The organism is Desulfofundulus sp. JL263-se, from assembly GCF_056316025.1.
The window spans coordinates 1906171-1931976 of sequence record NZ_CM149993.1; the positions used below are offsets into that span (position 1 = coordinate 1906171).

The following is a 25806-nucleotide window of genomic DNA, read 5'->3' on the forward strand; positions in this document are numbered from 1 at the left end:
CGTGGGCATGAGGATAAATACCCCGTTTTTTACTGAGGATGAAATGAAAGCCTACAAGTTCCGCGCGGGGGAAAAACTCACCATATACCGTTTCCTGGAAACCCCTGCTCCGGGGGCAATGCCTCCCATCTGGCCGACGGTGTTCGTAGTTGTCCTGGAAGACGGCCGGTGGGCGTGGGCGGAGGTGCCGACGCACTTCTACAAGGCCGGTGCGAGGCCGGAGTTCAATGAGGAGTTGGGGGAGTACCCCGACTGGCGGCTCGGCAAGACCTGGCCCGGCGTGTTCCGGCGCATCGAGCCGCAGGACATGCTCGGCGCGCTGCAGTACTGGGTAGAGGAAGGCTGCAACGGCGTAACCAACGACGTGGGGGTCGTCGAGCGCGTCGTAGTGGACCCGGACGACCGGGAGGCCATGGAGAGGGAGGCGGCCCGGATCATGGGCGAGGATGGAGACAGGATGCCGGAACTCATCGTTCCCGTCACCGGGATGAACTTCTGGCGGTACTTCGGGGAGATCGCCGTCCAGGAGTCCATGCACCAGATGCAAATATGGGAGGCGGCGGGCGAGACCGGGGCGGAGTTGCCCTCGCCGGTTTCTTCGTAAGGAACAGATTTCGCACAAAAAAATCAAGAAGACCGGTTGTCCGGTCTTTTTTTTCTTGAAGGTCAAGACGCTATGAAAAAAGGTAAAGCGGCAAGGTCCATATCATGGCGTGGGTTTAAACCGAGCCAGGAGAATTAACGTAAGTGAGGTGATCCTGCATGGGCGGCGGCGGTAAAAAGAAACACAGCGCGGCAGGGTTGGGCAGTGGTGCGGGTTTCGGCGGCGGGGCCGGCATCGCACCGTCCGCCGCGCCGGACGTGTCCGCGGCGGGAGGGGGCTTCACGCCCGACCTGGCGGGCTACCAGGCACTCTCCCAGGCGGTTTCGAAGGGGTACGGGGGAAACTACTACGGGCCTGCAGCTCCCAAGGTGGCCGCGGGGGCCGCGAAGGTGGTGTCCTCCTGGCCTGAAACTACCCTGGTCGGCCTAGGCAAAAAGAAGGGCCTGAAGCACGCCGTCCTGTCGGCGGGCGGCGGGATTACCGGCGCTTCGCCGGAGCTGAAGGCTGCGGTCAACCCCGCCTACCCGGACGGGACCGAGACAGTTGAAAAAATCAACGAAAATGCGGAACACGACTTCCAGGAACTCCCACCAGAAGTTCAGGCGGAAGCGGAGGAGAAGGAGAAGGCCGCGGAGGACTTCGTGGTGGCCGGCGTGACCCCGGACGGCGCGGCGGCCCTCACCCCGCCGGTGACACTGGATCCGGCCGCGCTCGTACAGAAGGCCCGGGAGTCCCTGAAAAACGGCGTGGCCAACCTGAAACTGGGCATTTCGGAGTTCTCCCAGAAGGCGAAAGGCATCCTGGACGTGCTCCGCTTTTTCGAAAAGGTTAAAGAAGAAGTCCCCCGGGTTGGGGCAGATGAATTCAAAACTCTGACGTTTTCGTTCAAGCAGGAGGCGAAAGACCTGGGCGGCGTCCATACGAAGTACATATACGCCGACCAGAAGGGGCGGGAGTGGCTCTTCAAACCGGACAAGTACTCCGGGGGCGCGGTGGCCGAGGCCGAGTCGGCGGCCTCCCGGATAGCGCGCCGCGTGGGCCAACCTGCCGTGGACGTGTACGTAACGGAAACTTCCAAGGGGAAGGGGAGCATTCAGCTGTTCATCAAAGACGCCAAGAAACTCGGGCCCGACCCCACCAAGTATTCCCCGGCCCAGGTGCGGACACTGGTGCGGGAACATGTCTTTTCCTGGGCGCTCTCCGAACACGATGCAAAGCATGACAATTTTGTTGTTACACCGGGCGGCGCGGTGGTAGGAGTGGACAAGGGCCAGGCGTTCAAATATTTCGGGGAGGACAGGCTCTCCCTGGACTACCACCCCAACAAGGTGCACGGCTCCCAGGAGCCCGTCTACTACGCCCTCTACCGGGCGGCAAAGGCAGGTAAGGTAAAAATCAATCCTTATGACGCCCTCCCGGTGATTGAGGCATTTGAGAAGATCCCGGATGAGGAGTACCGCGAAATGCTCCGCCCGGTGGTGGACGCGGCACTGAAGTCCCCGTCAAAGGACAAGGTCGCCTGGTGGGAGCGGATGAAAAACCTGGCGGCACAGCGCCTCGGGCATGAGCCGGTGGATAACGAGGTGGCCGAGGAGTTCATTCGCCGGGCGTGCAAGCGGAAGGACAACCTTCGTAAAGACTTCGCGGAGTTTTTCGGCAAGGCCCTGGGAGTAGAAGTAGATTTCTCATGACCGCATAATCAAAGATAATCAAAGTCAAAGGATAAGGGTCTTGCAGCTGAGGTGGTTGACATGGGTGGCGGAACAAAAAAGAAGAATAGCGTTTTCGGCTTCGCGGCCGGGGCAGGAGCGGGCATCGCCCCCGCGCTAACTGCCGGAGAAGTCCCCGGAGGGGCAGAGCCCCCGGCGATTCCGGCCCAGGAAGCCCCTTCTTCATGGAGCGTTTTCTGGCAGTGGAGCGCCGAGAAATATAATAACATTTTCAAAAAGGGTGAGATAAGCGCCGCTGAGATGTACCTCCTGGCCAACGAAAAAGCGAAAGAACTCGGCATACCGACACCGCTGGCGATACAGACCGTTTTTCACCCCGCCGACGAAGAAACCGCCAAGAAAGAGCTGGCCGGCCTCGTGGCCGGCGGGAAGGCGCCCGTGCCGCCTGACATGGAATTCATTGACACCGTCCCCGCGGACAATCCCTTCTGGGCCTGGTGGGACGAAAAGTACGCCGCATTCCTGGGCGGCGAGATAAGTGCGGATCAATTAGTTACCGGGGCCAAGGCGAAAGCCGCAGAGCTCGGGCTTTTGGGAGGTCCCGCGGAAAACGGTTCCGGGCTATCCGGGGCAGGCGGTGGGGATGCTCTTCCTTCTCCCGGTTCGGACTCTGCGAAGGAGGAACCGGTGCCGGCAGGGCCCGTCTCCCCCGCGGCCCCGCCGGAAACGCCGGACTGGCTCCTGGAGGCCAGCCCCGTTAGGGAGGATTTCTGGAACGGCGTGGAGGAGGCCGGCCCGCTGGGGCGGCCTTTCCTGGTCGCCGGGCCAGACATAGAGGACCAGACGCTGACGGCTACCGTGTTCCAAGATCCCGGCGGAGACCCCTCCAAAGCCCGCACGGTGCTTTTCGGTAAACTGCGGGAAGAGTCCGAAGGCAAACTTCTGGACGCCCTGGACCTTGAAGGCTCCCACGTCATGAAGGTGAAGCGTCAGGTGGAAAAGGAAGCGCCCCTTTTCCTGGACGAAAAGGAAGGCCTGTTCGCCCAGCTCCTGAAGGTGGCCAAGAGCGTCAACTACCACACGGGTGAGGGTAAGGACAATGTCATTCCGGACCACACGCTGAAAGGGATGGCGGAACTGAGGGACAAACTCGAAAAACTGCAGGGTATCGTGCAGGATGAAAAAAACCAGGCCATGGTGCAAAACTACCTGGATCAGCTCAAGGCGGTGGAGTCCGCAGTGGCCAGCAAGACCAAGGCTCCCTTCGTCAAGCAGTACTTCGCCCCCCAGCTGGTCGAGGTTGAAGAGGAGGTTGTCGTCCCGTCGGGCAAGGGGGAAGGCCTGCCGGCCAAAAAGCGCACCGGATCGCGGATCAAGGCAGCCGAATCGGGAGGCGCGGTCACGTGGGACGGCGGCCGCGAAACCAGCAGCTTTTACGGCGTGGAATACGCCATAGACCTGGGTGACGGCTACCAGGCCGTGTACCACCCTAACGACAAGTCGGTGCCGTTCTCGTTGCGGGGGACCCTGGAAGTAATTGCCCCGCAGGGAGTAAAAGACGGCCGGGAGGCATTACAGAAGCTGAAAATGCTCCACCTTCACGCCGAGCCGCCGGCCACCGCGGCGGAGGCGGAGGTTATGTACCTGGAGCGCAACATCTGGGCGCAGGGGTACGAGAAAGACCCGGAATACAGGGCTATTGGCCGGAGGCTGGAGGCCCTGGAAATGAAGCAGGAGGCGAAGCTTCTGGCGGCTCTTGGCGGCGCGGACGGCCTGGGCGAAGAAGAAAAACTCGCCCTGGCCAAAGAGTTGGTGCTCCAGAACCAGCGGGCCTTGCTCGCGGAGAAGACCCGGCTCCTGAAGAGGTTCTTCGAGAAAAAGCTGGGCCTCGCCCCGGGAGGGCTGGACAAGCTCCCCACATACCGGCCGGAGCCCGGCGCGACTTCGAGGCAGAAGGGGTTTCATTTCTGGAACCGCTTTGATTTGAAGCCGGAAGAAGTACGGCAGAAGACAAAGGGCTACCGGATTGTCCACCGCATTGAGGGCGCGGGCGATTCAGGCAAGGCCGGCATACTCTGCCGGGTAATAGAGAGCGGCGGCGTGCTCGCGGCCACGGAGACGCGGTACCGGATGGGAATATCGCACAAAGGGGTTTCTTCGAAAGATGACATGAAGACCGGCGGGGCGGCGTACGCTTTTACCTTTATGCGCCCCGTTCAAAAACAAGATGATTTTGATATTGTGTGGGACCCGGAGGTACTTCTCACCCGCTCGGACTGGTTTGCTACCAAGGGGGATGACTTTGGGGCCACTAACCCGTCTGACAGCCATTTCAAAGAGTCCGGGCGGACAAAGGATATTGACAAGCTCCTGTCATGGAAATCAAATTTCAGCGGCTGGGGCGGCCAGGTGATGTTCAAGAACGGCATAGACTTGCTGGGCGAACACGCCCCGCGGTACATTTTTGTAAACTCAGAGGCCGACCGGCAGAAAGTGCTGGCGTCCTTCGCCAAGGTGGGGGTGAAGGAGCTTGGAGGAAGGCCGGTGGGAGAGGTGGTCCAAGTTAGGTGAGCGGCGCTTGTTTCGGGCGCCGCTTTGTTTTTGTTTAAACGCAATGAGAGCTTCGGTAAAGCTACTAAAGGAGTGACGGGAAGGGTTGGGTCTGCCGAAATCACACGCGAACGGTGCGGCGTGCCTTTTTCCGCCGGAGGAGATGCTTACGTTTTTCTGGCCGGAGTACGTAATATGGCCTTTGCGGAGACGCAAATGGGAGAATAATCCCACGAAGACCTATGAAGAAAAGCACGGCTTCCACTGGGACGTGGTGCGGGCTGTGCGGGCCGGGAAGGTTGTTTTCGGCTGTGTGCGTAGCCTGAAGGCGCGGGCCCTGACCCTGCGGACAGCGGCGGACGGGAATTTCGAGGTTTCGTACTCGAAGACCAGATTGTTGCACTGTCCGCGGGGATTGGTCTACGTACCGGTGTGGTAGTAGTCGATAACAGACCGAAGGGAGATGCTGAGCAGTGCAGGGTGATGGTGGTTGTGAACTTGAAAGAGCGGCGCACGCCTTTTGGCGCAGGATATCGATTTGAAACGCGAGTACATGGAGGTGGCGCTGAAGCGGTGCGGGTTTAGTGAAGAGAAGCTGTTCGATGTGCACACGTTCGAGGTAGTCGATCTTTCGTGAGGTGATCCGAAAATTCTTGGGTATGAAAGAAACATCTAGTTACTGCTGACAGAGGGACAAACATGCGTTTAACCCAGCGTCTTGCTTCACCTGTCGGGGCCGCCCGGAGAGGGCGATGCAGCTGTCGGGTGATCAGTTCCCGGTTGGAATTGCAAAGACCTCGCGGGAATATATTTTTTCACAAAGAACCATAGGAGCGATGTTATATGTTCCAAGAAAAAGTGCGAGAATTGCAGGAGGCCCTTGCTTGTGCTGAAAGTGAAGACCCTAAAAAAATATTCGCCCTTGCAGTGGAATGTTTAGAGATTGCACAGCATGAGCGGAGGTTGGACGAATTACTGGAAATTTTCCCGAAACTCTACGAAGTGGTTATAACCTTTGACCGCTTTTTCCAATCGGAGGAGAGTCTTTGATTTAAAAACGGCCTTCTATGTTTTCCCCTGAGATGGTTGAACTCATCCTGGCTCAGGTTGTGCAGTTGTCTGAACGCGAGTTCCAGAGAATAAGCTGAAGCGGGCGAGAACTCCAATGTTGTGATTACAGCGAAAAACGTGGAGATGTTTTTAAGATCCAGCACATGCAGTTCTTTGACTTCCAGCCGAAAGTCTTTGGCCTGGGCAGCAAAAGCTATGGCTTGGTTAATGTCTTCTACGTAACATTCAGTGATTGCTATGGGCTGGTATTTTTGTTTCGTGAGAACCAAGTTCACGAAACGTATTTGTCCAGGATACACTTCCATTCCTATTTCTTCTTTTATCTCTCGAGCGGCGGCTCTCGTGAGAACGTTACCTTCTCTTCCCGGTAAATCAACGTTCAGGACGGTACCAGTAGAAGCTACAGTGTAAATGTTTCCGGAAATGGATAGTCTTGAAGATCTTTTTACAATTAGGGCTTTTCCTTGCTTGTCCAGGATATTGGTACTCACGGCAAGAACATTGGCCAACCTATTATTGGACAAAACATCCGTAAAATTTTCGATAGCCCTGCTTCCGAGAACCTTGTTTTTGTATTCAGACATGATGCTGAGATATTTTATTGCGTATGGTGCTAATAGTAAAGAATTCCAGAAGTTGTACCTTACGTTGCCCGGGAAAAAAGTAATATTGGTGGAAAGCAGGTCAAAAAAGCTGACTTCGGATAAGTCGATAACTAGAATTCCGTTTTCTGTTTTGTAGCCGTCAAGCCTTATACACCTGCCGTTGTAGGAGTGGGATCCGGTTAACCTGTCGTAATATTTAACCAGAAACTCCACTTCCCATTCCGGTAAAATATTCGTGAATCGGGATTCACGGTGGAAACGGGCTGTAATTTTTGTTTCTTTTTCCGATTCAAACAGTTTGGTTATCGCGGGATCTGTTACAACGAGTTTAAAATAAGGTTTTTTGTTTTTCATTTTATTGATTTTACTGGTAATTGCCGAACTAACGATTATAATCAGCGCACCGAGGGATACCGTTAGTACGTTTCCGACAACGCTGGTCAGTGTTCCCCAAATGAATTCGCTTACCGTCATTTTTTTCTTCTCCTTACTTTGATTGCCTGGATGACAAAGCCCCCGTTCTTGGAAAAAAGGATGGTTGTTAGGTCAGGAACTAGAAAATCAAGTCCATGTCTATTTCTACATCGACCGTACAATTCCTTCACTTGGGAGGGACAGAGGTGGCCGGCGTACCTCCCGGTTTTTGCGGCCCGCATTTTCGCGGGCTTTTTTGTTTGAGGTCTCGGCTTTCCGCCCGGGGAGGGCGGCGCAGCTGGTGAGCGGTTTATTCCGGGGGCCGAGATGATATGGGATTCTTGCTAATTTTAGGAAAAACTTGATCCTACTGGGGTGATTCATATTGGTAAAATTTAGGGTGATTGCTATAAATAGAGGCGAAATATGGGAAGCTTTTTGTTTGGAAACTGGGAATGAGATAAGAGGTTATGGACAGACAGTAGAACAATGTATAGAGAACTTATTTGCTTTGGTAAAATCTATAGTAACGATTGTCTATCCAGCGAAAGTAAATGTTAGTCAATTCAGTAAGGCAGATTCTAAGTTAATATTGCACTGTTGTGAACCTGTAAAACATTACATCATAGGCGTTATTGCATGGAATCTGTTACTTCTTTGTCAATACGTTTTTAGATTTAAAAAAATAAGAGTTCAGCTTGTGATAGACTTCCGTGCTTTTAGAAAAACGTATTCACCGTAAAATCCACGACCTGTGCTCAACCAAAGTAGTAGACGAAAATAATGTTTCATTTTAAAAGAAATTGTAACTCGGTCTATCGAAATCCGCCCAGAGGACACCCGCCTCTACAGGCGGGTAGTGAATGGGCGGCCAGGCTATAAAGCCTGGCAATTTGTTTGTTGTTTGCTAAAAGTTACTGTATAATATAATCAGTAACTAATTAATGAAAGTGTTGATATAATTATGAAACTGGATAGCAATTACCATTCAGTGTTTAAGTTAACTTATCATCTTGTCCTGGTAGTCAAGTACCGCCGAAAAGTGATCAACAAACAAATTGCGGAACGGATCAGGGAAATCGGCGAATATATCGCACCAAACTACAACATTACATTTTTGGAATTCAACCACGACCATGATCACGTACACATACTTTTTAGTGCCCATCCCAACAGCGCCTTGTCCAAATATATCAACGCCTTTAAAAGTGCCTCATCCCGGCTAGTTAAGAAAGAGTTTCCGGAAATCAGGAAATATCTCTGGAAAGAGTATTTCTGGTCCCGTAGTTTTTGTCTCTTAACCACCGGGGGAGCACCGACTGAAGTAATTAAAAAATACATCGAGTCTCAGGGTGAGAAGAGATGATAATCGTCCACCGGTTCCGCATTAAACCGACCAAAGAGCAGGAGCAGAAGTTATTCCAAACTCTCACCCTTTGCCGCAAGCTGTATAACGCAGCCCTGAAACAAAGGGAAATCTGCTACCGGCAAAGAGGTAAATCGCCTTCCTGCACTTCACAAAAAAATGAACTGCCGGCGTTAAAAAAAGAATTGCCGGAATATAAACAAGTTAACGCCCAGGTATTACAGGACTGCCTGCAAAGGTTGGATAGTGCGTTTGACCGATTTTTCAAGGGGCTGGCCGGGTATCCCCACTATAAAGACCGTTATCATTATCGTTCTTTCACCTACCCACAAGCGGATAAGCAGAACCATTTTAAAAAGTCGGGCTATATTTACTTACCGAAGATAGGGTACGTTAAAATGAAAGCGCACTTTGCATTTGATCCGGCAAAGGTCAGCCGGATCAATATTAAATACCACAACGGCAAGTGGTACGTTAATCTTACCTCGGAAATTCAAGAAACCGAGGCAGTAGAAATTATAAACAAAGTTGGTATTGACGTTGGGTTATTAACCTTTGCCGCGCTTTCCGACGGCAGTAAAATCGACAACCCCAAATACTTTCGCAAATCCGAGAAGAAACTGGCCCGGTTGCAAAGGCGGCTTTCCCGCAAGAAGAAAGGTTCAAACAACCGAGGGAAGGTTAAAGCTAAAGTGACCAGGCTGCACGATAAAATTGCTAACCAGCGCAGAGACTTCCTGCACAAGACTTCCTACGACATAGTCAAAAAATATGATTTAATTGCCGTGGAAGACTTAGCTGTTAAGAACATGATTAAAAATCGCCATTTAAGCAAGAGCATTGCCGATGCCGGTTGGGGCAAGTTTGTGGACTACCTGGAATACAAGTGCTTAAAATACGGTAAGACATTTGTAAAAGTCCCGCCCGGTGGTACGTCCCAGACCTGCGTGTGCGGTGCTCATGTACCCAAGGACCTGAGCGTCCGGGTGCATAAGTGCCCAGTATGCGGCCTGATTGCTGACCGAGATGTGGTTTCGGCAATGGTGATACTGCAAAGAGCAGGTTAAGTTTTCATTGCTTCAGTAGGGCTGGAAGCACCCGAACTCACGCCTGCGGAGATTGCGTAAGACCCATGCGGCTGCGGTCGATGAACCAGGAAGCTCCCGCCTCTCAGCGAAGCGTAGGCGGGAGAGGCTTCACTTCTACACCGACAATACAATTCCTTCACTTGGGAGGGACAGAGGTGGCTGGCGTACCTCCCGGTTTTTGCGGCCCGCATTTTCGCGGGCTTTTTTGTTTGAGGTCTCGGCTTTCCGCCCGGGGAGGGCGGCGCGGCTGTCGGGCGGTTTTCCGGGGGCCGAGTAACAATATCGTCTCTGTGGCTGGACAGTTCAATCGCAGGAAATATATCGCCAGGGGGCCGGAAAACCCGGCCCCCTGGTTTTAAGAAGGGAGTGATTTTTAATGCGATGTCTCATCGTGGGAGCCGACCGCCTGGGGACGGCTCCGGCGGTGTTGAAGCAGAAGTACGGCGTCCGGGAAATTGTCCACTGGAACGGACGCCGGAAGAAGCTGCCCGAAAGCCTCCCGAGGGGTACGGACTTGGTAGTGGTTTACACGAGCTTTGTTAACCATTCCTTGATGCACCGGGTTAGAGAGCTGGTCCGAAAGGCCGGAGTAAAGGTGATCTGGCTCAGGCGGGGGCTTTCAGAACTGGAGGTGCTGCAAAATGCGGTGTGACAACTGCGAACTCGAAAAGGCGGCACATGCCTTTTTAGGCGCCCTTGAACTGGTGCAGGATACCGGTGCCGAAATCAGGCTGACGCCCGTTATGTGGGAGGGGGTGGACACCGTAAGGAGGTCGCTAAGGTGTGGTTCCGAAAAGGTTGAAGAGCCCTCCCTCTCCGCTTTGAATCCGGACCGTGCCAGGCTACGGGCGCCCATAGAGGGTATCCCGGGGGCGCTGGTCGAAGCCGGAAGATTGACGGCGGGCGCGAAATTCAGTTACGAAGAGGCAGCCCAAGTTCTGGAGAGTGCTATCCACCGGGTGAGGTGCGCGGCCAACAGGATGAGGAATGTGATACCGTGACTTTCGAGATGCTGTTCTGGCTCGGTGTTTTTGGTGTGGCTGCGGTTTACGGGCTGGCCTGCAGTTTCCAGAAATGGAGAGAGTGGTTTGAAAGGCTGATGCTTACGGCTGGCGGTATCCTATCGGCGATGATATTTTCTGGTACTGTCGGCTGGTTTCGTTCCGGCGGCAATCCGCGTGCGGCGTCAATTTGGGCATTGGTGACTATGGTCCTGTGCCTGCCGGCATTGGTGCCGGCATTTTTAGAGGGTCTGACGGAGTTTTGCGAAGCGCTGGTCGAGAGGAACCCGGTGCGTGCTGCCGCCTGTATTTTCTCGCTGGCCGTACCGCTGTTTGCCCTGCTGGGCGGCGTATTCTTCTGTGTCAACCTGGAAGAGGTCGTTAATGCTGTCAGGCAGGCGCAAGCATTTCATGAGGTGTTGACCAGTTGTGGCGTACCTGACGTATCAATTTCTGGATTTTCTCGATGTGGCCGCGTTCGCAACGATCCTCCTGGATAATGTATTGTTGTTCTTCATAATGTACCACTTTTTCGCTGGGAAATTTCTCGTGAGAGCAGTCAGGGGTAGTGCTCTGTCGGTGTTCGCGGTAGTGTTTTTTTGGTGAACGGCGTGATAAGGCAGTTGGCGGAGGATGAGGCATGGCGTGGCTAGGCGGGGTGAGGTACGGAACCGGGGATTCGGCAGCTTCAGTCCGGAATCCCCGGTTTTCTTTTCTTGAAGCAAGCGAATTCAAACAAAAGACTCTAGGGAAAGGGGCGGAATACGTGATTGTTGGTATTGATCTGGGTTACGGATACTGCAAAGGCCTGAGCGAGGCTGGAGAACGCATCCTCTTCCCCTCCGTAACAGGCGTGGGTTTTTTGCGCCAGATGGCGGAGTTGGTGTACGACGGTGCTTCCAAGGCTGACGACTACGACCTGGTGGTTCTCGGCGATACGCCGGAGCACTACTTCGTTGGTCACCTGGCCCTGGCGCAGGCGAGGGACGCCGCCAGGCCGTTTTCGGACGAGAGGAGCACCGCAAGGGAAATCAAGCCGCTGCTCCTGGCCGCCGTGGGCGCCCTGTGCAAGGGCGAGCCGGTGACCCTGGTGACGGGCCTGCCGCTGGAACCGTTCTTCAAGCAGGCTCCGGGGCTGAAGCGGTCGCTGGAAGGACTTTCCGGAACAGAAATCCGGCTGAACGGGAGGCCGGTCAAAATCGTGTTCGAGAGGGTCATCATGTTCCCCCAGGCGGTCGGGGCGCTGTACGGGCACCTCGTCCGGGGCGGCCTGCGGCCGTCGGGTGTGGTCGGGTTGATTGATATCGGGTTCAAGACTTCGGATGTGATCCTCTATGACGCGGGGGCGAAGAAGCCGCTGGAGGGGTACGCCGACACCATCCCGGCGGGCACCAACGACGTGGTCGTAGCCGTGCAGGACGAAATAAAGCGCGAAGTAGGTATGGCCCCCAACCCGGAGTGGGTGGAGGAGGCCGTGATCAAGGGGATCCCCCTGACGTTCGACCGGAGGAAGTTCGACGTGCCGGGGATGGCCGCAGTGAAATCCGCACAGCTGGCCGAACTGGTGGCCTCCCGCGTGGCCCGGCGGTGGAGCGACTGCCTGAAGCGCCTGGAAGTGGTGTTCCTGGCGGGCGGCGGTGCCCACCTGATCCAGGGTGCCATGTCGCGCCTGGCTCCCTGCGAGGTGCTGCCCGATTCCCAATTTGCAAACGCCGCCGGGTTCCTGGCGAAGGGCCTGGTCGCCGTGGCACGGGGAAAAGCCGGTAACGGCGGGGATTAAAACCTTTTTGTCGCGTGATCCGTGCCACGGGCGGGCACGGCCCGCGCGGGGTGTGGCACGCGAAAGGCTTTTTCTGTCTTGCGCAGCAGGGACGGCCTGTGTTGGAGGTGTGGCACGCTGAAAGCCGAAAAAAAGTCCTACCGTATAAAATTCAGGGTCTCCTCGGACGTGGCGGAAGTGCTGGATGCCCAGGAAGACCGGCCCGGCTACGTGGCCCGGGCGGTGACCTGGTACGCCCGCTTCGGGGAGCCCTGCATGCAGAAGCTGGATTCGCTGTTGGAACTGGTCCGGGGCGGGACGGGACCGCCCGGGGAGCGCGGGCCCGGGGATGACGGCGAGGAGCGGTTGATTGACGACGCTTTTTCGGAATTCGTACTCTGATCTTTCGTTCCGTTCCGCCGTTTTTCTTTAAGGCGCGCGGGCGGAACGGAACGGCACCGAAGCCCATCTTTAATGTTTCATGAAACTTAGAAATTTTTGTTCCGGAAATTCGCCCGCGATCAGGTCGAAATGCCTGTCGCGGTGGACGAGAGTACAGGAATGGTGAAGCGCCCAGGAAACGATGAGAAGATCGACCAGGGGAATCACCAGGCCCTGCCGCCGCAGGCGGAAGCCGAGGGAGGCGGCGCATTCCCAAACCGCGTGCTCGCCTTCGAGCAGAGGCAATGCGTTCAGCATTTCGTTCAGCTCGGCAAATTGTTTTTCGTTTCTGGCACCCAGGAGAATTTCCGTTTTTACGGGCGGGGCGAGGACCACGGCTTCCCGGAGCAGCGCTTCCTTCAACCAGCTGACGATTTCTTGCTGTCCTCCGGGGCGCAGGGCTTCGATCCAGATTGAGGTGTCGACCAAAAACCGCTCATTCATCCCGGCGGAACTCCTCGAGAACGGAATCATTCAGCGCCAGGTCGACCTTGCCCAGGCTTGCCGCGAGTTTTTCCAGGCGTTTGCGGCGGACGAATTCCGTGAGGGCCGCTTCGATGGTTTCGGTAATTCCCTTCAGGCCCGCCAGATCCATGGCTTCGCGTAAAAGTTTCCGGTTGACATACAAAGTTGTTTTCATGGTCAATCACCTCATAGTTAATTTTAACAGATGTATTTAATTTGTAAAGACAGCCAGGTCCCAGTGTCGGGGCCCGGCGTGCGTTCTGGTTCGGTAAAGCCAGACGTGTTCCTCCCCGGTGGGGGCAAAAAAGCAAAATATTTCTGCATACCAAGAAGAAGTACAAAATCACAGTAATCGAGATGATAAGCATCGTAATCTGCCAGGCAAAAAGAGGAAGAAGAACAGGGTTTTTTAATGCGACCATCCGATCTTCTCAATAAGGGGGTATTTAGCATGCCGGACAAAATGCTGGTTCCCATAGAACTGCTTAAGCCCAATCCGGATAACGAGAAGTATTTTTCGGAGCCGACACCCGAAGAATACGAGACACTGAGGCGCAGTATTGCGGCCAATGGCATCCGCGACCCACTGAAGGTGGCTCCGGATTATACAGTTATAGCCGGGCATGTGCGGTTACGGGTTGCAAGAGAACTGGGTTTGAATCATATCCCGGTGGAAATAGTCGACGGTGATCCGGAGTATCTGGAGTACCTTTTGGTAGCAGATAACGAGGAGCGGCGGGTGTGTCAGGACCCGGTAAAGAAGGCTAGGAGGGCTGAATTTCTTAAAAGGTACTGGGGAATACGGGAAGGACGGCCTGAAAAACTGGGTAAAAATTCCCCAGTTTTTAAAACGCTCGATGATGTAGCCGAAACTGTGGGTGAAACCCGGGAAAACCTTAAGAAACTCCTCAAGCTCAATGACCTGATCCCGCCTCTGCAGGAACTGGTTTCCCGGGGCAAACTGGGTCAGACGGCGGCCTATTCACTGGCGTTCCTGCCGCCGGAAGGCCAGGAAAAATTATTAGAAGTCCTGGGCGAAGCGGGTGTTTGCGGTCTTTCCGTGGCCAAAGCAAAAGAATTGAGAAGGGCTCTGGAAGCCGAGCGTAAGAAGGTTGAAGAACTGGCGAGAAAGTTGTCCGAGGTCGAGAAGGCAGCGGCTCTCGCTCAAAAAGGTTCCGTCGAGGCGGAACGCTTGAAGGCCGATGTCGAGAGGCTTCGCCGGGAAAACGAGGAGCTGAAAGCCCGCGAGCCGGAAACAGTGGAAAAGGTAGTGGAAAAAGTGGTATACAAGACGGACCCGGCGGTAGAGGCAGAACTAGAGGCGGTGCGGGACGAAGCCGACCGGTACCGCCGGGAACTGGAGGAAATGCAAAAGGAGAAGGCAGCGTTCGAGGCCATGGTGGCCCAGCTGAAGAAGGAGCGTGCGGCACCGAAGCGTAGCCTCAAGGACGGCTCTGAATTGCGCCAAGCACTGGAGCGGGCGTCCTCGCTGGCGAGGGAGCTGGGCGGTGTCATGGATCGCCTGGTCAAAAACCACGGCAGTGTGCTGACTGCGCTTGCAAGGGACAATGCGGGCGACGGGGAAGACCTCCGGGATGTCGCCGGCAAGACGGTGGACTCGATGGCATACACGATGTTTCGGCTCTCGCTGGAATTTTTGTCTGACCGGCTGGTCGGGCTTTTTGACTTATTAGAGGAAAAGCCGCCGAAACTGGCGGTGCTGAAAGGGGGAAAATACGGTGCGGAAAAAGCTTAACGCCGAGGCTTTGCTAGTGCTCCTGCAGGAACGCTACCCGGAGGGCGTTCCGGTTTCCGAGGCGGCGCATTTGCTGTGCCAGGGCGACGGGCCGCGCCAGCGGGCAAAGATATACCGGATGGCCCGCGCCCTGCGGGACATGAACTTCGCCGTCTACGCCATAGGCGGCGTCTATTACCTCTGCGGCGGCGACCCGGAGAAGCTCCTTCTCGTCGGCGAGCGCAAGGAAAACCAGGTTGCGGGCAACATCGAGGGTTTTCTCCGCGTGGTGGAGGAGATCGTGGACGCCCTGGCCGTGAGCCCGGACCCGGCCAAGCAGGCCCTGCTTGAAAGGCTCCGCCAGCGGACGCGGAAGCGGATCCTCCGCCTGGCCAGGAAGCTTGCGTAGTGTTCCGTTCCGCCTCTTTTCTTTAAGGCACGCGGGCGGAACGGAACGGCAAACAATTTTCACCAGAAGGTGGTGCTGTATTTTGGAAACCGCAGCTGTACTCTGGACCGACGTCGCCCGCTGGGCCGGCCTTCCCGTGCTCTTCGAGCGGTATCGGCTGGCCAGCGACGTGCTTTTTGTCCGCAGGGGCTTGTTGACGGTCAGAGAAGACCGCCTTTTTTTGTACCGCGTCCTGGACGTCCAGGTGCGCCGGGGGATCCTGGACCGCCTGATGGGGCTCGGCACCGTTGCGGTGTACAGCGCCGACGCCACGGACCCCGTGCTGGAGCTGAAGGGCGTGCGGCGTCCCTATGAGGTAGCCGACCTCATCCAGTCCCGGGCGGAGGACGCCCGCGCGAAAGCGGGGATCAGGGGCCGCGAGGTGTACGGTGCATTCGCGGGGGAAACCGAAAACTTTGGAATCTGATGGTTTACCGCGTTGCCGCGGCAGAGACTGTGCCGCGGTTTTTTGTTTGGAGGTGCTTTTTATGCTTTACGACACGCACCTGGCGGGCGGCGTCCTGTCGGGTGCCGCCGTGCTCTTCGTCATGGGTGCCCCGCCGGAAACGTGGCTCGGGGCGCTCTTCCTGGCGGGTGCGGCCGCCGTGCTCCCGGACATCGACCACGGCCGGGCGGCTTTGAACCAGGTCCTCCGGAAAGCCGTGCCCGTAGCGGGCGGGGTGGCCAGCGCGGCCATGCGGGCTGTGTTGGGACACAGGGCGGCGACGCACAGTGTGGCAGCACTGGCTGGGCTGGCCGCCTTACTCAAGTTTGCGGTGCCGGTATCGGCGCCGCTTTTTGCCGCCGCGCTTGCGGGTTACCTGAGTCACTTAATTCTGGACACGTTCAACCCCCATGGGGTGTGGTGGACGTGGCCTTTCGGGAAGAGGTGGTCGCTCAGGAAAGTGCTGCCGTGGCCGTTCACTTTCGAGACGGGCTCGCGCATTGAGATGTGGGCCTTGCGCCCGGCGCTGTGGCTCGGGGCGGTGTTCCTGGTGGCGAAATGTTTGGGACTTTTGTCGCGTTGATAAATCCGGGGAATTCTCGCGGCATTAAAATGAGCGGGTGGAACGGAACGAAAAACGACAAAAAATTGAGGGGGAGTTTTAAGTTATGTTTCATTTTTTAAAACACATTTGGGGCATCTTGGCTTTTACACCTTTGTACCTCTGTTTCGCCGCGGCGGCGTTCGCCGAAGGAAAAAATAGCGATCTCCCGCCTGCTGGCCTCTTCAAACCAGATCCGAACGTGGTCTCTACCGGCGGCTCGGCGGCGGTGTTCATCAAAGTCATCTCGTGGCTGGTGGCCCTTGTGGCCGGGGTCTACTTCGCCTGGGCACTCTTCCACTTCGTATTCCACGACCTGAGGGACATTTTTACCGGGAAGGCCGACCTGAAGAGCAAGTCCGGGCGGTTTACGGCGCTCGGCGTATGCTTCATGGTCCTATTGCTGGCCCTCACCGGGCAGTGGTACACCGTGGTGAAGGTCATCTGGGACAAGATCGTGACGCCGCTGATAAATACGCTGGGAGGCAGTTAGAATGTTTATGTTTGCCCGCGGCAAGTTGCTCCTGATTACCGCAGCGGTCGCCCTGGTCGCGCTGTTCCCGGTTATTTGCCCTGCTTCACTCCTGGCGGTTGCCCAGGGGGGAAGTGTCGAGCCCTGCGTTGCTTTCGCCGCGGAAGCCCCTGGGGGAAGCGGGGGGAGCGATGAAGACGACAGCGGAGATGACAGCTCCGGCCTTCTGGATACTATCGAGGAATTGATAGCTACTATCAAAGCATTCGTTGAAAATATTGGGCGCATCCTCCGGGGCGATATATTTGACATATTCGTGGAATGGCTCGGCAAGCAGCTTCAGAAGACCATAGACCCGGTAATAGGCGCCTTCGGAACCGTGTTCCTCTACACCCCTTACCTTCACTCCCACCCCTGGGTTCACTCCTGGTGGTCGTGGACGTTCTGGATATCTTTCGGGCTCTTATTCGCGGCCACGGTTTGGGCCGGGATAAGGGTATTCACGGCAAGCGCGGACCCCGGGAAGGACATGTGGAAGCCGCTGAAGGTGGTGGGCATAGCCCTGGTATCGTCGCTTGTCTCCCTCTACGCGGTGGACTTCCTCGTCATGCTGGTCAACAAGATGGACAGGGCTATCCTGGCCGATGTAGTGAACCAGGTGGCAACCATGGGCAAGCAGATCAACCTCAACGGCAGGGACGACGGCGCCCTGATACTGGGCCTGATGTTCTCCTCGGACGCCACGCTGAAGAACCCACCCGTGCTCTACCAGATGCTGGTGCCCGGGGGGCTTTTCATACTCCTCGTGGTCATGCTCGAAGTTTTCGTCCTGGCGTTTTTCGCCCTGGCGCGCTTCTTCCTCCTGTGCGCGCTGGCCGTCGCCGCGCCGCTCTACTTCGTGGGCGCGTCGCTCACATCGAAGATAGAAACACTGGTGGGCTGGTGGTCGCTGGCGGCCCGGACGGTGTTCTTCCAGCTGGTGTACGCCGCTGCATGGGCCTTCTGCGTGAACGTGAGGCTGGCCGAAGAGGGCGGGGCCACGGCCTCCGGCCCGCTGGCGCTCCCTACGGCGGCGTACTTCGGGGTCAAGGCCACCTTCATCGAGATGGTCGTCCTGGCAGTCCTGATCTACGTGACGTGGAGGTACTGGGCCGCGCCTGCGTGGGCGGCCGTCAGGGACCCCGTGATGCTCGGCGGGGGCGGCGTTCTCCTCTCGGCGGCTTCCCTGGCCTCGGGCGCTAGCCGCATGCTGGGCCTCGTCTCCAAAACCATGCACAACCCGGGCATCGGCGCGGCGGGCATCAAGCTCGGGGAATACGCCGGGAGACTCCGCAGCCGGGGGGAGGAGTTGCTCAGGCGGAGCCCTGCCGGAAAGGGTGCCCTCGGCAAACTGGAGCGGGTACAAGGCGGCGTCCTCGGGAGGGCACTGGACCGTCTCGCCCCCGTACCGGAGAAGATCCAGTCCGTGGAGGTGGTGCGTGTGGAAGGAAGGTCGTTTGAAGAAGGCGGCGTGAAGTGGTCGGTGGTCAAGGTCCCGGCTGGTGAGGCGCAGAAGGCGGCGAACGTCCTGAAAAAATCCGGTGTCCCGGGGTCCGCAGTTCGCCTGGACCCCAACGTTACGGACTCTGTGCTCGTGGCTTACGGCTACAGCTCCAGAGCTGTGGACGTGCTGAGGAAGGCGTTCAAAAAACGGATCCCCTACTGGACGGACGGCAGCGGTTACGTCGTCATCCAGGACGGTGTGCCCGTCCACGTCCCGGTGCCCCCGGATAACGGCGTGAACATGGGGCGGTGGGGGCAGTAAAAACAAAGAAAAGCCGGGTTTTCTTACTTTTAGAAGCGAGGAGTGATACCGTTTGCAGCCCGTATTTTTCCCCGCTGATGTGAGACAGGACATATCCGTTCTCGGCGTGCGCGTGGGACTTCTCTGGATCCCGGCGCTGGGGCTGTTCGCCGGATTCCTTCTCTTTGTATACCTCCCGCCGGGATTCCCGGTACTGCCGCGGTTCCTGATCCTTGTGGTGCCCCCTCTGGCGCTGTTCTTTTTCCTTGCGGCGCAGGTCGACGTGCTGTGGAAGAAGTTCCGCGCCTACAGGAAGGAGCCAGCCCTGCGGCTCCCGGACGCACGGGGAGGACAGAGAAGTTTTCAGTCCTTAGTATCGGCATCGACTGTGGAGGATTCTTTTATACTAAATTTCGACGACGGGTCCAAGGGAACAGTACTCTCCATAATTCCAATACCGTGGGAAGTGATGACGGAAGGGGACCAGATGTCCGCCGTGGCGGCCTTCGGGTCGGCGCTCACGAGGGTGAGCATGGCTGGGGCCGAGGTGACCGTGTACCTGGACGTGGACGCCGACCTCCCCAGGGCGGAGTGGGACCGGCAGGAGGCGCGGTGGCATCGATCCTTCCCGGAAGACTCCGGCCTCAGAAAACTGGCCGAGGCGAGGCTGGCGCACTTTCGCACATCGGTGCGGCCCAGGCCGGAGGCTTCCATCCGCATTAAGTGGAGGCCGTACGACGCCTCTCTACCCAGGAAGCCCAGGGACGAAGCGGAGCGGGAGGTGCTGGCCCGGCGGGCCGTCGCCGACCTGGTTTCCGGCTTTGCCGCGGAACTTGAGCGCTCGGGAGCCAGGGTGCGCGTCCTGGGTGCGGAATCGGTATGCGACCTGGCCGCAAGGCAGGTCCACCCCCTGGACTGGCGGAAGCTTTTGCCGGTTACCGGGACTGACTGGCTCGATACCCCAACGGGTAGTTCCGGAAGAAAAGGCAGCGCGGGCAGCATTAAAAAACGCCTCGTTTCGCGCTTCCGCCGGGGCGGTGCCGGCCGGGGGCAGGTGGAAGAAAAAGCCGCTGCGCCGCAAGTTCAGGTGAAAGTCATCGCAGTGGCCGCGATGTCGGAAGCAGGAAGAAAAGAGGCGGCCAGGACAGCTTTGAAAGTGGCAGAGAGGGAAGGGCTCCCGCTGGTGGACGCCGACCCGCAGGGGTTCCTGGCCGGGGAAGCGGGCATCGGGGAAGACACCGCCGGCCGCTTCGACTGGCGGTTTAACCCGGACAGCGGGGGCATAACGCTCCCTGGCGGACTTCGCTTCTGGCCGCTTTCCGGGCGGCTCTTCGGCGTTGGCGACTATTCCGGGAATTTACGGGAGATTCTGGAGGGTGCCGGTTCTGCCGTGGTAAACCTGGGTACCGGTACTCTCCCGGAAAGGATAATCCCGGAAGCTGTCATTGCAGTGGTTACCAGCGAGCAAGATTTAGAAGTCATACACCGGGTCTTCCCTCCGGGCCGTGCGGGGAAGTTGATGGCGGCCGTGCCGGGAGGCGAGGGCCGGCTCGTGGAGGCGGCGAGGAAATTTGGGGTACAGGTTTCCCAGTTGACTACAGTTACATTCCACGGCCAGCAATACTCTCGGGGTGCAATACAGTCACGGTAGGAAAGTCCTTGAACCTGCTTTCTCCTCCCTGCGGATCTTCCGGACCCATTCTGCCGCCGGGGTTTCTGCCCATTCCGGCGCGTCTTCCGGCCCGAGAACTCCCCGCGTTTCCCTTAACCCCTGAGCCCGTATTTCCCGGGCCATTTTTTCGGCCACTGCTTGGACGATGAATTCATTGCGGCTTATCCCGAGATGTTTCAGGATTTTTTCCATTTGGGCAATAATACTGGCTGGAAACCGGACGTGTACCATTCGGTTGTTACTCATTTTATAACACCTCCTGTTATACCAAGATGTTACTGTAAAGCAATGAAAACATCAACAATCCGGAAGAGGTGCTATTTTATGTTTTTTACAAGATTGAAGCGCGGCAAAGCCCATTCCAAGCCAACCGGTTCGATTAATAAGCTCGCCGACTGGCTTGCCGAGCGCGCCGGGGGCCTGGAGCGCAAGCGCACTTACCTTGTCGTGGGAGATGAGGTCTACCACCGCACTTACCTGGTGCACGGCTGGCCCTCGGCGGTTTCCCCCGAGTGGGTACTCCCCATAGTCCGTGAGCCGCTTCCCGAAGGTTGCTCGCTCCGCATAGCCCTGCACTTCAGGCCCGCCGAAGTGAACTGGAACTGGGCTACCAACATGCGGGTGCGGCGCCTCGAGCGTAGTGTCCAGGGCGCGGCGGAGTCCGGGTCCGTTGCATCGCCGGAAGAAGTAAAGGCGCTGGAGTCCATCCGGGCGCTCCAGGAAAAGACCCTTTACCACGGCGCCGGGGTATTCGACGTTTGGTGTACAATTACGGTATCTGCGACTTCTCTGGAAGCACTGGAAGTGGCTTCCTCGCGGTTGGAGAAGTGCTGCCGCAGCGCGCGGCTGGCCATCTCGAAGGTGCCCTACGAGCAGACCGACGCGTTCAGGGCGGGGTGGGTCGCGGGCGTGCCGGATGGGGAGTTCTTCAAGAGGCACCCGGGCCGGCTGGCCGATGAAGACAGCGCCGCCGCGCTGTATCCCCTGGTATACGGCACCCTTGACGACGGTACGGGGATCTACATAGGGAACCGGGCCGCCGACGCGGGGGACGGCTCTTTTTGTTTCCTCGACCTGGAACGGGACCCAGAAGGGAACAAGAACTTCGTGGTCCTGGGGGCATCGGGTGAGGGCAAGTCCACCTTCATGAAAAGCCTTCTCGCCTCTCTCCTCCTGGAGGGCTACCAAGTCTTTGTGTTCGACGTGGACGGGGAATATCGGAAATTGTGCGATTTTGCTGGCGGTCTCTGGATAGATCATACCCTGGCGTCCGGGCGGTATGTTGACCCCTTGAGGGTGCCGCCCCCGCTGGGGGATCCGAACGAGGACGCCGCGCGGCTGGACGGGGTACTCAATGCCGTGATGCGCGCGGCGAGCCTCCTGGCCGGGGGACTGTCGCCTGCCGAGGCAAACGCCGCCGACCGGGCGCTGATGAGGCTCTGGGACGAATGCGGGGTCAACCGGGATGACCAGGGCACGTGGGCGCGCCTGAACGGGAGGCGGGTCCACGACTGGTACGTCCAACTGAAGGCGCTAGCGGGTGAAGGCGCACCTGGGGCTGAGTCCCTGGCCGACAAGCTCTGGCGGTTTTTCGAGGGCGCTCAGAGCCGGATGTTCGCCGTGTCGGACGACGTGGACTTCGGCGGCTCGCCCCTGGTGGTCTTCCACGTAGCCCAGACAGTGAACAACGAATTAGAGGAGCACACGGCGGCGGTCAAAATGTCCCTGGCCCTGACTTCCGTGTGGGACGCCGTGCGCCGCAACAGAATCCGGGGCAACCGGTGGTCGGCGGTGTTTTGCGACGAGGGCCAGCGCCTCCTCCTGGACCCCAACGCCAGCCGGTTCGTGAACACCCTGGCCACGACCATCCGGAAGTGGAACGGCCTCCTGGTCCTGGCCACCAACAAGCCGTCGGTGCTCTGGGCGCACGCGGAGGGCGGCACCGAGGGCGGGTCCGGGCTCTGGAGCAACTCGGCATACAAGGTCCTCTTCTGGCTGGAGGACGCGGACATGAAGGCGGTTGAAGAAAACGCCGAACTACCCGGCCCGGTGCTGGACACCATAAGGGGCCTGAAGCGGACGCACAGGTTCGTCTTCAGGGCGCTGGATAAAGGCTTTGATGTCCTGAAACTGAGTTTGCCAGAGGAAGAGCTGGCACTGTATAAAACGAGAGGGCTTGGCAAAAGGTAAATTCCTAAGAACAGCTGTTCCGGTGCTCACCAATAGCCCGGGGGGTGCTCACCAATAGCCACAAACCTGCTCACCTATAGCCACAAACGTGCTCACCAATAGCCACAAACGTGCTCACCAATAGCCACAAACGTGCTCACCAATAGCCACATTCGCACCCTCTCAGCCCTACAGCACCAAGGCCTCCCGGTCCCTTAAAGACTTTAAAGACTTAAAAGACTTTAAAGGGGCGCAAGGCCCCCTTTAAAACGGGGGCCTTGCGCTCTTTAAAAAAATATCCTTGTTTCGCCGCGCCGGCACCTGTTAAGGAAGAAACTGGTATAAAACGGCTGTTCTTCTTGTGCCGCCGCAAAGTTGTATATATTACCTGATTAACCGGTTAATGGATTAGTACAAAACGGGAAGTTTTAAAAAAAAGATAAAAATTGACCCGCCCCATCAAGCAATTAAAGTATTGCGGCTTGGGGCGGATCAATTATCTATCTCCGATAAAATGTTTGATATTTGTTCAATCAGCTTGGGGACGTCTTCTGTACTGGTAATCCAGATTTCCTCTAAGTCAACACCGAAATATTCATGAATCAATATATTCCTCATACCGGCCATTTCTTTCCAAGGCACTTGCGGGTATTTTTCCTTAAGTGAACTAGAGATATGCTTTGCGGCTTCACCAATGACCTCAAGCTGTCTGATGATAGCTGCCTGGAGTTGATCGTTGTTGAAAAAGTCTTCTTTCTTGACTCCCGAAAGCCAGCGGGGGATTGCCCTGGCGTGCTCTAAGATGTGCATCAACCTAATTGTGTCGCTTTTTCCGTTCACATGATCACCTTCATCTCGCGTAAAACGTCATCTCTAAAAAACTTCGATAGTGATTTTTCGGTAACAACATCAACCTCTCTATTAAGAGCCTGTTTCAGTTCATGTGCAATTCTGGCTCGAACAAAAAGGGATTTCCTTGCGTTAGGGGCATATTCAATCAGAATGTCAATATCACTGTTATCAGTCTGCTCTCCCCTTGCATAGGAGCCAAAAATAGCGGCTTTTTTAACACCGTGTCGCTGAAGTATTGGTACGGCAATTTCCTTAATTTTTTCAATATCCATATTTTTCACCTCTGTACTATTATACCCAATCCCTGGTTGTTCTTCCACAACATTCAATCACAAATTTCTTTTTTGCTCAGAAAGCGAAATCGAACTACAGAAAAGTTTGGTGATGAAGTTGTATGACAAATATGTTTTGCCGGCTGTATCGTCTCCAAACATTTCTGCAAAGGAAGCGGGCAAGATCGCTGTAAATGCAACAGTAAAGAAAGCAACACACGGTGTAATACAGTGGCTCTTCGCCACCTTAGGCCCCATTGTCATTGTTATCATACTCCTGATGTTTTTCGCCCTAATAGTTCCCTTCGCGTGCCTGATGCGCGACTTCTACTACTCCGGGGAATACGGCTACTTCGACGGCGGTATCGGCCTGGGACTCGCCCCCGTGGCCGGGAGGTGGACGCTGACCGGGAAGTTCGGGGAAGACCGCGGGGACCACGTGCACATGGGAATTGACCTGGCCTGCCCGGAGGGCACCCCGGTGCTGGCCATCGCGGCGGGCAGGGTCCGCCTCTCCTCCAGTGCCCACGGCGGCCTGGAGCTCTGGCTCTACGGGGAGGACGGGAGGACGTACTACTACGCACACCTTTCGGGCTACCACGTCTCAGACGGTGAAACCGTTTCCGCCGGCCAGGTGATCGGCTTCGTGGGGAGCACCGGCAGGAGCACCGGGCCGCACCTCCACTTCGGGGTTGTGGCGGGCGGCAGGTGGGTTGACCCGCTGCCATTGCTCCAAGGGAGCGTCCTCCCGGGAGACCTCGCGTACCGGGACGTGGACGCCGGGAAGCTCGCCGCGTGGCTCAGGGGCAAAAAATCCATGCTGGCCGGCCGCGTGGATGAAATAATCAAGGCCGGCCGGGAAGTAGGGGTTAACCCGCTACTGCTCGTGGCCATTACCGGCCAGGAGCAGGGTTTCGTCCCGGAGGGGAGCCCGGCGGCGGTGCTCGGCAACCCGTTCAATGTCTACGGCTCCTGGCAGAATTATTCCCCGGGCCTTTATGAGTCGGCAAAAATCGCCGCCCGGACAGTGGTGAAGCTAAGCCGGGGCAGGCCGGGGGACGTCCACCCCATATATTGGCTGAATTCCCGTGATAATCCGAACGGCATGTATGCCACGGACCCAAATTGGTGGCGGGGGGTGACGTATTTTTTCGAAGCGCTGCAGAAGGAGATGTAGTTTTCAGGTTTTTTGGTTGAGAGTGACTTCCTCCCTACACCTAACGGTCTTTTTTCTTTTTCAGCTGAAGTTTTCCCGTGGGAAAGGGTTTTTCTTTTATCGAAACTAAGGAGAATTTGTCGAATAGAAGGTGTTGAGGGAAATGATTACCAGTGATAAAATCTTTTCAAAAAAGATTGTTTTAAGAAGCTTTCTCTGGAGAGCGTTTATGAAGAACAAAGTTAGTCTGCGTATAAAATATGAGGGCCAGTTATATCAAATAGATGTTAATACGTTAGTTGTTTCGCTTTTACACTTCTCTGAACTAATTAACGCAGTATCTAAAGAACTAATTTCAGAAAGCGAAATAAAGCTAAAAATTGAGGCAACAGAAAAAGGAAGTTTTATTGTTGTTTTAGAAGCAGTAAAAGGAGTAATTAAAGGATTGTTTGATTTTTTGATAAATGAAAAAGAAGTAATCGATTCCATTCATAAGGTTATTGATACAACCCTAGGTGTTTTAAATCTTAAACGCTTCTTAAAAGGCAAGAAACCAGATAATATAGAGACTGAAAATGAAAAAGTTACAGTTGAAAAAGGTGGTGCCAAAATAGTTGTTACTCAAAATGTATATCAGATATATTGTAAAAATTTAAAAGCAAATTTCCATCTGGAAAAAATGTTTGAAGGCTTGTCTGAAAATCCAGAAATAGAGGGTTTTAACATCGAAACAAATAAAGGTAGTACTTTCTGTGCTAACAGAGAAGAGTTCTATGGACTAGCTAATGATAACGAAATTACTGAAAGCAAAGAAAAAAAAGAAGTTAAAGAAAAAGTCAAGCTAACAGTTGTTAAGGTGGTCTTTCAGAGAAATAGAAAGTGGGATTTCATATATGAAGGAAATAAAATTTCTGCCTATATAGAGGATGAAGAATTTTGGAATAAAGTAAGTGCTAGAGAGTTAAGTTTTTCTAATGGAGATATTCTTATTGTTGATCTTGAGGTAACAAAAGTTTTTGATTCTGAGGTTAATACCTATGTTAACAAAAAATATAAGGTAATAAAATTTTTTAACCATATACCCGGTCAAACTTATCAACAGTTACAGCTTCCATTATAAATCCGGCAAAATAGCCGGTTTTTTTATTTTCAGGGTAAAAATACTCG

30 protein-coding genes are annotated in these 25806 nt (G+C 55.7%); 24 read left to right on the forward strand and 6 right to left on the reverse strand.

Features of this window, described 5'->3' with window-relative positions; genetic code table 11:
- The first annotated feature begins 1 nt into the window (after position 1).
- From ACX4JR_RS09765 to ACX4JR_RS09790, 6 genes are all read left to right on the forward strand, one after another.
- The gene (locus tag ACX4JR_RS09765) at positions 2-604 is read left to right on the forward strand and encodes a hypothetical protein (protein ID WP_476057884.1); all 603 of its coding nucleotides are present in this window, start codon (positions 2-4) and stop codon (positions 602-604) included.
- A gap of 158 nt (positions 605-762) precedes the next feature.
- A complete protein-coding gene (locus ACX4JR_RS09770; protein WP_476057885.1) occupies positions 763-2295 on the forward strand; it encodes a hypothetical protein in 1533 nt (510 codons plus the stop codon).
- A gap of 417 nt (positions 2296-2712) precedes the next feature.
- Entirely contained in the window at positions 2713-4845 is a 2133-nt protein-coding gene (locus ACX4JR_RS09775) for a hypothetical protein (protein WP_476057886.1), read from the forward strand.
- Positions 4846-4875: 30 nt separating this feature from the next.
- A complete protein-coding gene (locus ACX4JR_RS09780) occupies positions 4876-5052 on the forward strand; it encodes a hypothetical protein (RefSeq protein ID WP_476057887.1) in 177 nt (58 codons plus the stop codon).
- Positions 5027-5263 (forward strand): hypothetical protein, encoded by a 237-nt coding sequence (locus ACX4JR_RS09785; protein WP_476057888.1) that lies wholly within the window; start codon positions 5027-5029, stop codon positions 5261-5263. The genes ACX4JR_RS09780 and ACX4JR_RS09785 overlap by 26 nt, the downstream gene beginning before the upstream one ends.
- A gap of 404 nt (positions 5264-5667) precedes the next feature.
- Positions 5668-5874 carry a hypothetical protein gene (locus ACX4JR_RS09790; protein ID WP_476057889.1) on the forward strand — a complete coding sequence of 69 codons (207 nt, stop codon included), beginning with the start codon at positions 5668-5670 and terminating at the stop codon, positions 5872-5874.
- On the opposite strand, the gene ACX4JR_RS09795 is transcribed toward ACX4JR_RS09790, so the two are convergent.
- Positions 5820-6974 (reverse strand): NUDIX hydrolase, encoded by a 1155-nt coding sequence (locus ACX4JR_RS09795; protein WP_476057890.1) that lies wholly within the window; start codon positions 6972-6974, stop codon positions 5820-5822. The genes ACX4JR_RS09790 and ACX4JR_RS09795 overlap by 55 nt on opposite strands.
- Before the next feature lie 325 nt (positions 6975-7299).
- Between ACX4JR_RS09795 and ACX4JR_RS09800 the strand changes: the two genes are divergently transcribed.
- From ACX4JR_RS09800 to ACX4JR_RS09835, 8 genes are all read left to right on the forward strand, one after another.
- Positions 7300-7656 (forward strand): hypothetical protein, encoded by a 357-nt coding sequence (locus ACX4JR_RS09800; protein ID WP_476057891.1) that lies wholly within the window; start codon positions 7300-7302, stop codon positions 7654-7656.
- Positions 7657-7878: 222 nt separating this feature from the next.
- Positions 7879-8280 carry an IS200/IS605 family transposase gene (gene tnpA, locus ACX4JR_RS09805; RefSeq protein WP_476057873.1) on the forward strand — a complete coding sequence of 134 codons (402 nt, stop codon included), beginning with the start codon at positions 7879-7881 and terminating at the stop codon, positions 8278-8280.
- Positions 8277-9347, forward strand: a complete 1071-nt coding sequence (locus ACX4JR_RS09810; RefSeq protein ID WP_476057872.1) for an RNA-guided endonuclease InsQ/TnpB family protein — start codon at positions 8277-8279, stop codon at positions 9345-9347. Before tnpA ends, ACX4JR_RS09810 begins: the two co-directional genes overlap by 4 nt.
- Before the next feature lie 397 nt (positions 9348-9744).
- On the forward strand, positions 9745-10020 hold the full coding sequence (locus tag ACX4JR_RS09815) for a DUF2325 domain-containing protein (RefSeq protein ID WP_476057892.1): 276 nt from the start codon (positions 9745-9747) through the stop codon (positions 10018-10020).
- Positions 10010-10369, forward strand: a complete 360-nt coding sequence (locus ACX4JR_RS09820; protein WP_476057893.1) for a hypothetical protein — start codon at positions 10010-10012, stop codon at positions 10367-10369. Before ACX4JR_RS09815 ends, ACX4JR_RS09820 begins: the two co-directional genes overlap by 11 nt.
- Positions 10333-10869, forward strand: a complete 537-nt coding sequence (locus tag ACX4JR_RS09825; protein WP_476057894.1) for a hypothetical protein — start codon at positions 10333-10335, stop codon at positions 10867-10869. Before ACX4JR_RS09820 ends, ACX4JR_RS09825 begins: the two co-directional genes overlap by 37 nt.
- Before the next feature lie 140 nt (positions 10870-11009).
- Complete coding sequence (locus ACX4JR_RS09830; protein ID WP_476057895.1) at positions 11010-12149, forward strand: ParM/StbA family protein; 1140 nt, start codon at positions 11010-11012, stop codon at positions 12147-12149.
- Positions 12150-12170: 21 nt separating this feature from the next.
- Positions 12171-12530, forward strand: a complete 360-nt coding sequence (locus ACX4JR_RS09835) for a hypothetical protein (protein WP_476057896.1) — start codon at positions 12171-12173, stop codon at positions 12528-12530.
- A gap of 69 nt (positions 12531-12599) precedes the next feature.
- On the opposite strand, the gene vapC is transcribed toward ACX4JR_RS09835, so the two are convergent.
- Both vapC and ACX4JR_RS09845 read right to left on the reverse strand, forming a co-directional pair.
- Positions 12600-13013, reverse strand: coding sequence for a type II toxin-antitoxin system VapC family toxin (gene vapC / locus ACX4JR_RS09840; RefSeq protein WP_476057897.1), 414 nt, complete (start codon positions 13011-13013; stop codon positions 12600-12602).
- Complete coding sequence (locus ACX4JR_RS09845) at positions 13006-13209, reverse strand: type II toxin-antitoxin system VapB family antitoxin (protein ID WP_476057898.1); 204 nt, start codon at positions 13207-13209, stop codon at positions 13006-13008. The genes vapC and ACX4JR_RS09845 overlap by 8 nt, the downstream gene beginning before the upstream one ends.
- Positions 13210-13485: 276 nt before the next feature.
- Between ACX4JR_RS09845 and ACX4JR_RS09850 the strand changes: the two genes are divergently transcribed.
- From ACX4JR_RS09850 to ACX4JR_RS09880, 7 genes are all read left to right on the forward strand, one after another.
- The gene (locus tag ACX4JR_RS09850; RefSeq protein ID WP_476057899.1) at positions 13486-14790 is read left to right on the forward strand and encodes a ParB/RepB/Spo0J family partition protein; all 1305 of its coding nucleotides are present in this window, start codon (positions 13486-13488) and stop codon (positions 14788-14790) included.
- Complete coding sequence (locus ACX4JR_RS09855) at positions 14774-15178, forward strand: hypothetical protein (RefSeq protein ID WP_476057900.1); 405 nt, start codon at positions 14774-14776, stop codon at positions 15176-15178. The genes ACX4JR_RS09850 and ACX4JR_RS09855 overlap by 17 nt, the downstream gene beginning before the upstream one ends.
- A gap of 82 nt (positions 15179-15260) precedes the next feature.
- Complete coding sequence (locus tag ACX4JR_RS09860) at positions 15261-15644, forward strand: PH domain-containing protein (protein ID WP_476057901.1); 384 nt, start codon at positions 15261-15263, stop codon at positions 15642-15644.
- A 61-nt stretch (positions 15645-15705) separates the two neighbouring features.
- A complete protein-coding gene (locus ACX4JR_RS09865; protein WP_476057902.1) occupies positions 15706-16245 on the forward strand; it encodes a metal-dependent hydrolase in 540 nt (179 codons plus the stop codon).
- Positions 16246-16330: 85 nt separating this feature from the next.
- Positions 16331-16756 (forward strand): hypothetical protein, encoded by a 426-nt coding sequence (locus ACX4JR_RS09870; RefSeq protein ID WP_476057903.1) that lies wholly within the window; start codon positions 16331-16333, stop codon positions 16754-16756.
- 1 nt (position 16757) lies between these two features.
- Positions 16758-18539 carry a hypothetical protein gene (locus tag ACX4JR_RS09875; protein WP_476057904.1) on the forward strand — a complete coding sequence of 594 codons (1782 nt, stop codon included), beginning with the start codon at positions 16758-16760 and terminating at the stop codon, positions 18537-18539.
- 112 nt (positions 18540-18651) lie between these two features.
- Positions 18652-20169, forward strand: a complete 1518-nt coding sequence (locus ACX4JR_RS09880) for a hypothetical protein (RefSeq protein WP_476057905.1) — start codon at positions 18652-18654, stop codon at positions 20167-20169.
- Here the strand turns inward: ACX4JR_RS09880 and ACX4JR_RS09885 are convergent.
- Positions 20161-20436 carry a YlcI/YnfO family protein gene (locus ACX4JR_RS09885; protein WP_476057906.1) on the reverse strand — a complete coding sequence of 92 codons (276 nt, stop codon included), beginning with the start codon at positions 20434-20436 and terminating at the stop codon, positions 20161-20163. The two genes, ACX4JR_RS09880 and ACX4JR_RS09885, sit on opposite strands and share 9 nt — an antisense overlap.
- A 78-nt stretch (positions 20437-20514) precedes the next feature.
- Here ACX4JR_RS09885 and ACX4JR_RS09890 point away from each other — a divergent pair, with 78 nt between their 5' ends.
- Complete coding sequence (locus tag ACX4JR_RS09890; protein WP_476057907.1) at positions 20515-22380, forward strand: VirB4 family type IV secretion system protein; 1866 nt, start codon at positions 20515-20517, stop codon at positions 22378-22380.
- 471 nt (positions 22381-22851) lie between these two features.
- Here ACX4JR_RS09890 and ACX4JR_RS09895 read toward each other — a convergent pair whose 3' ends face one another.
- Positions 22852-23169, reverse strand: a complete 318-nt coding sequence (locus ACX4JR_RS09895; RefSeq protein WP_476057908.1) for a HepT-like ribonuclease domain-containing protein — start codon at positions 23167-23169, stop codon at positions 22852-22854.
- Positions 23170-23195: 26 nt separating this feature from the next.
- Complete coding sequence (locus ACX4JR_RS09900) at positions 23196-23483, reverse strand: nucleotidyltransferase family protein (RefSeq protein ID WP_476057909.1); 288 nt, start codon at positions 23481-23483, stop codon at positions 23196-23198.
- 112 nt (positions 23484-23595) lie between these two features.
- Between ACX4JR_RS09900 and ACX4JR_RS09905 the strand changes: the two genes are divergently transcribed.
- Both ACX4JR_RS09905 and ACX4JR_RS09910 read left to right on the forward strand, forming a co-directional pair.
- The gene (locus tag ACX4JR_RS09905) at positions 23596-24660 is read left to right on the forward strand and encodes a M23 family metallopeptidase (RefSeq protein ID WP_476057910.1); all 1065 of its coding nucleotides are present in this window, start codon (positions 23596-23598) and stop codon (positions 24658-24660) included.
- 142 nt (positions 24661-24802) lie between these two features.
- Positions 24803-25759 (forward strand): LAPAL motif-containing putative phage structural protein, encoded by a 957-nt coding sequence (locus tag ACX4JR_RS09910; RefSeq protein ID WP_476057911.1) that lies wholly within the window; start codon positions 24803-24805, stop codon positions 25757-25759.
- The last annotated feature ends 47 nt before the right edge of the window (positions 25760-25806 follow it).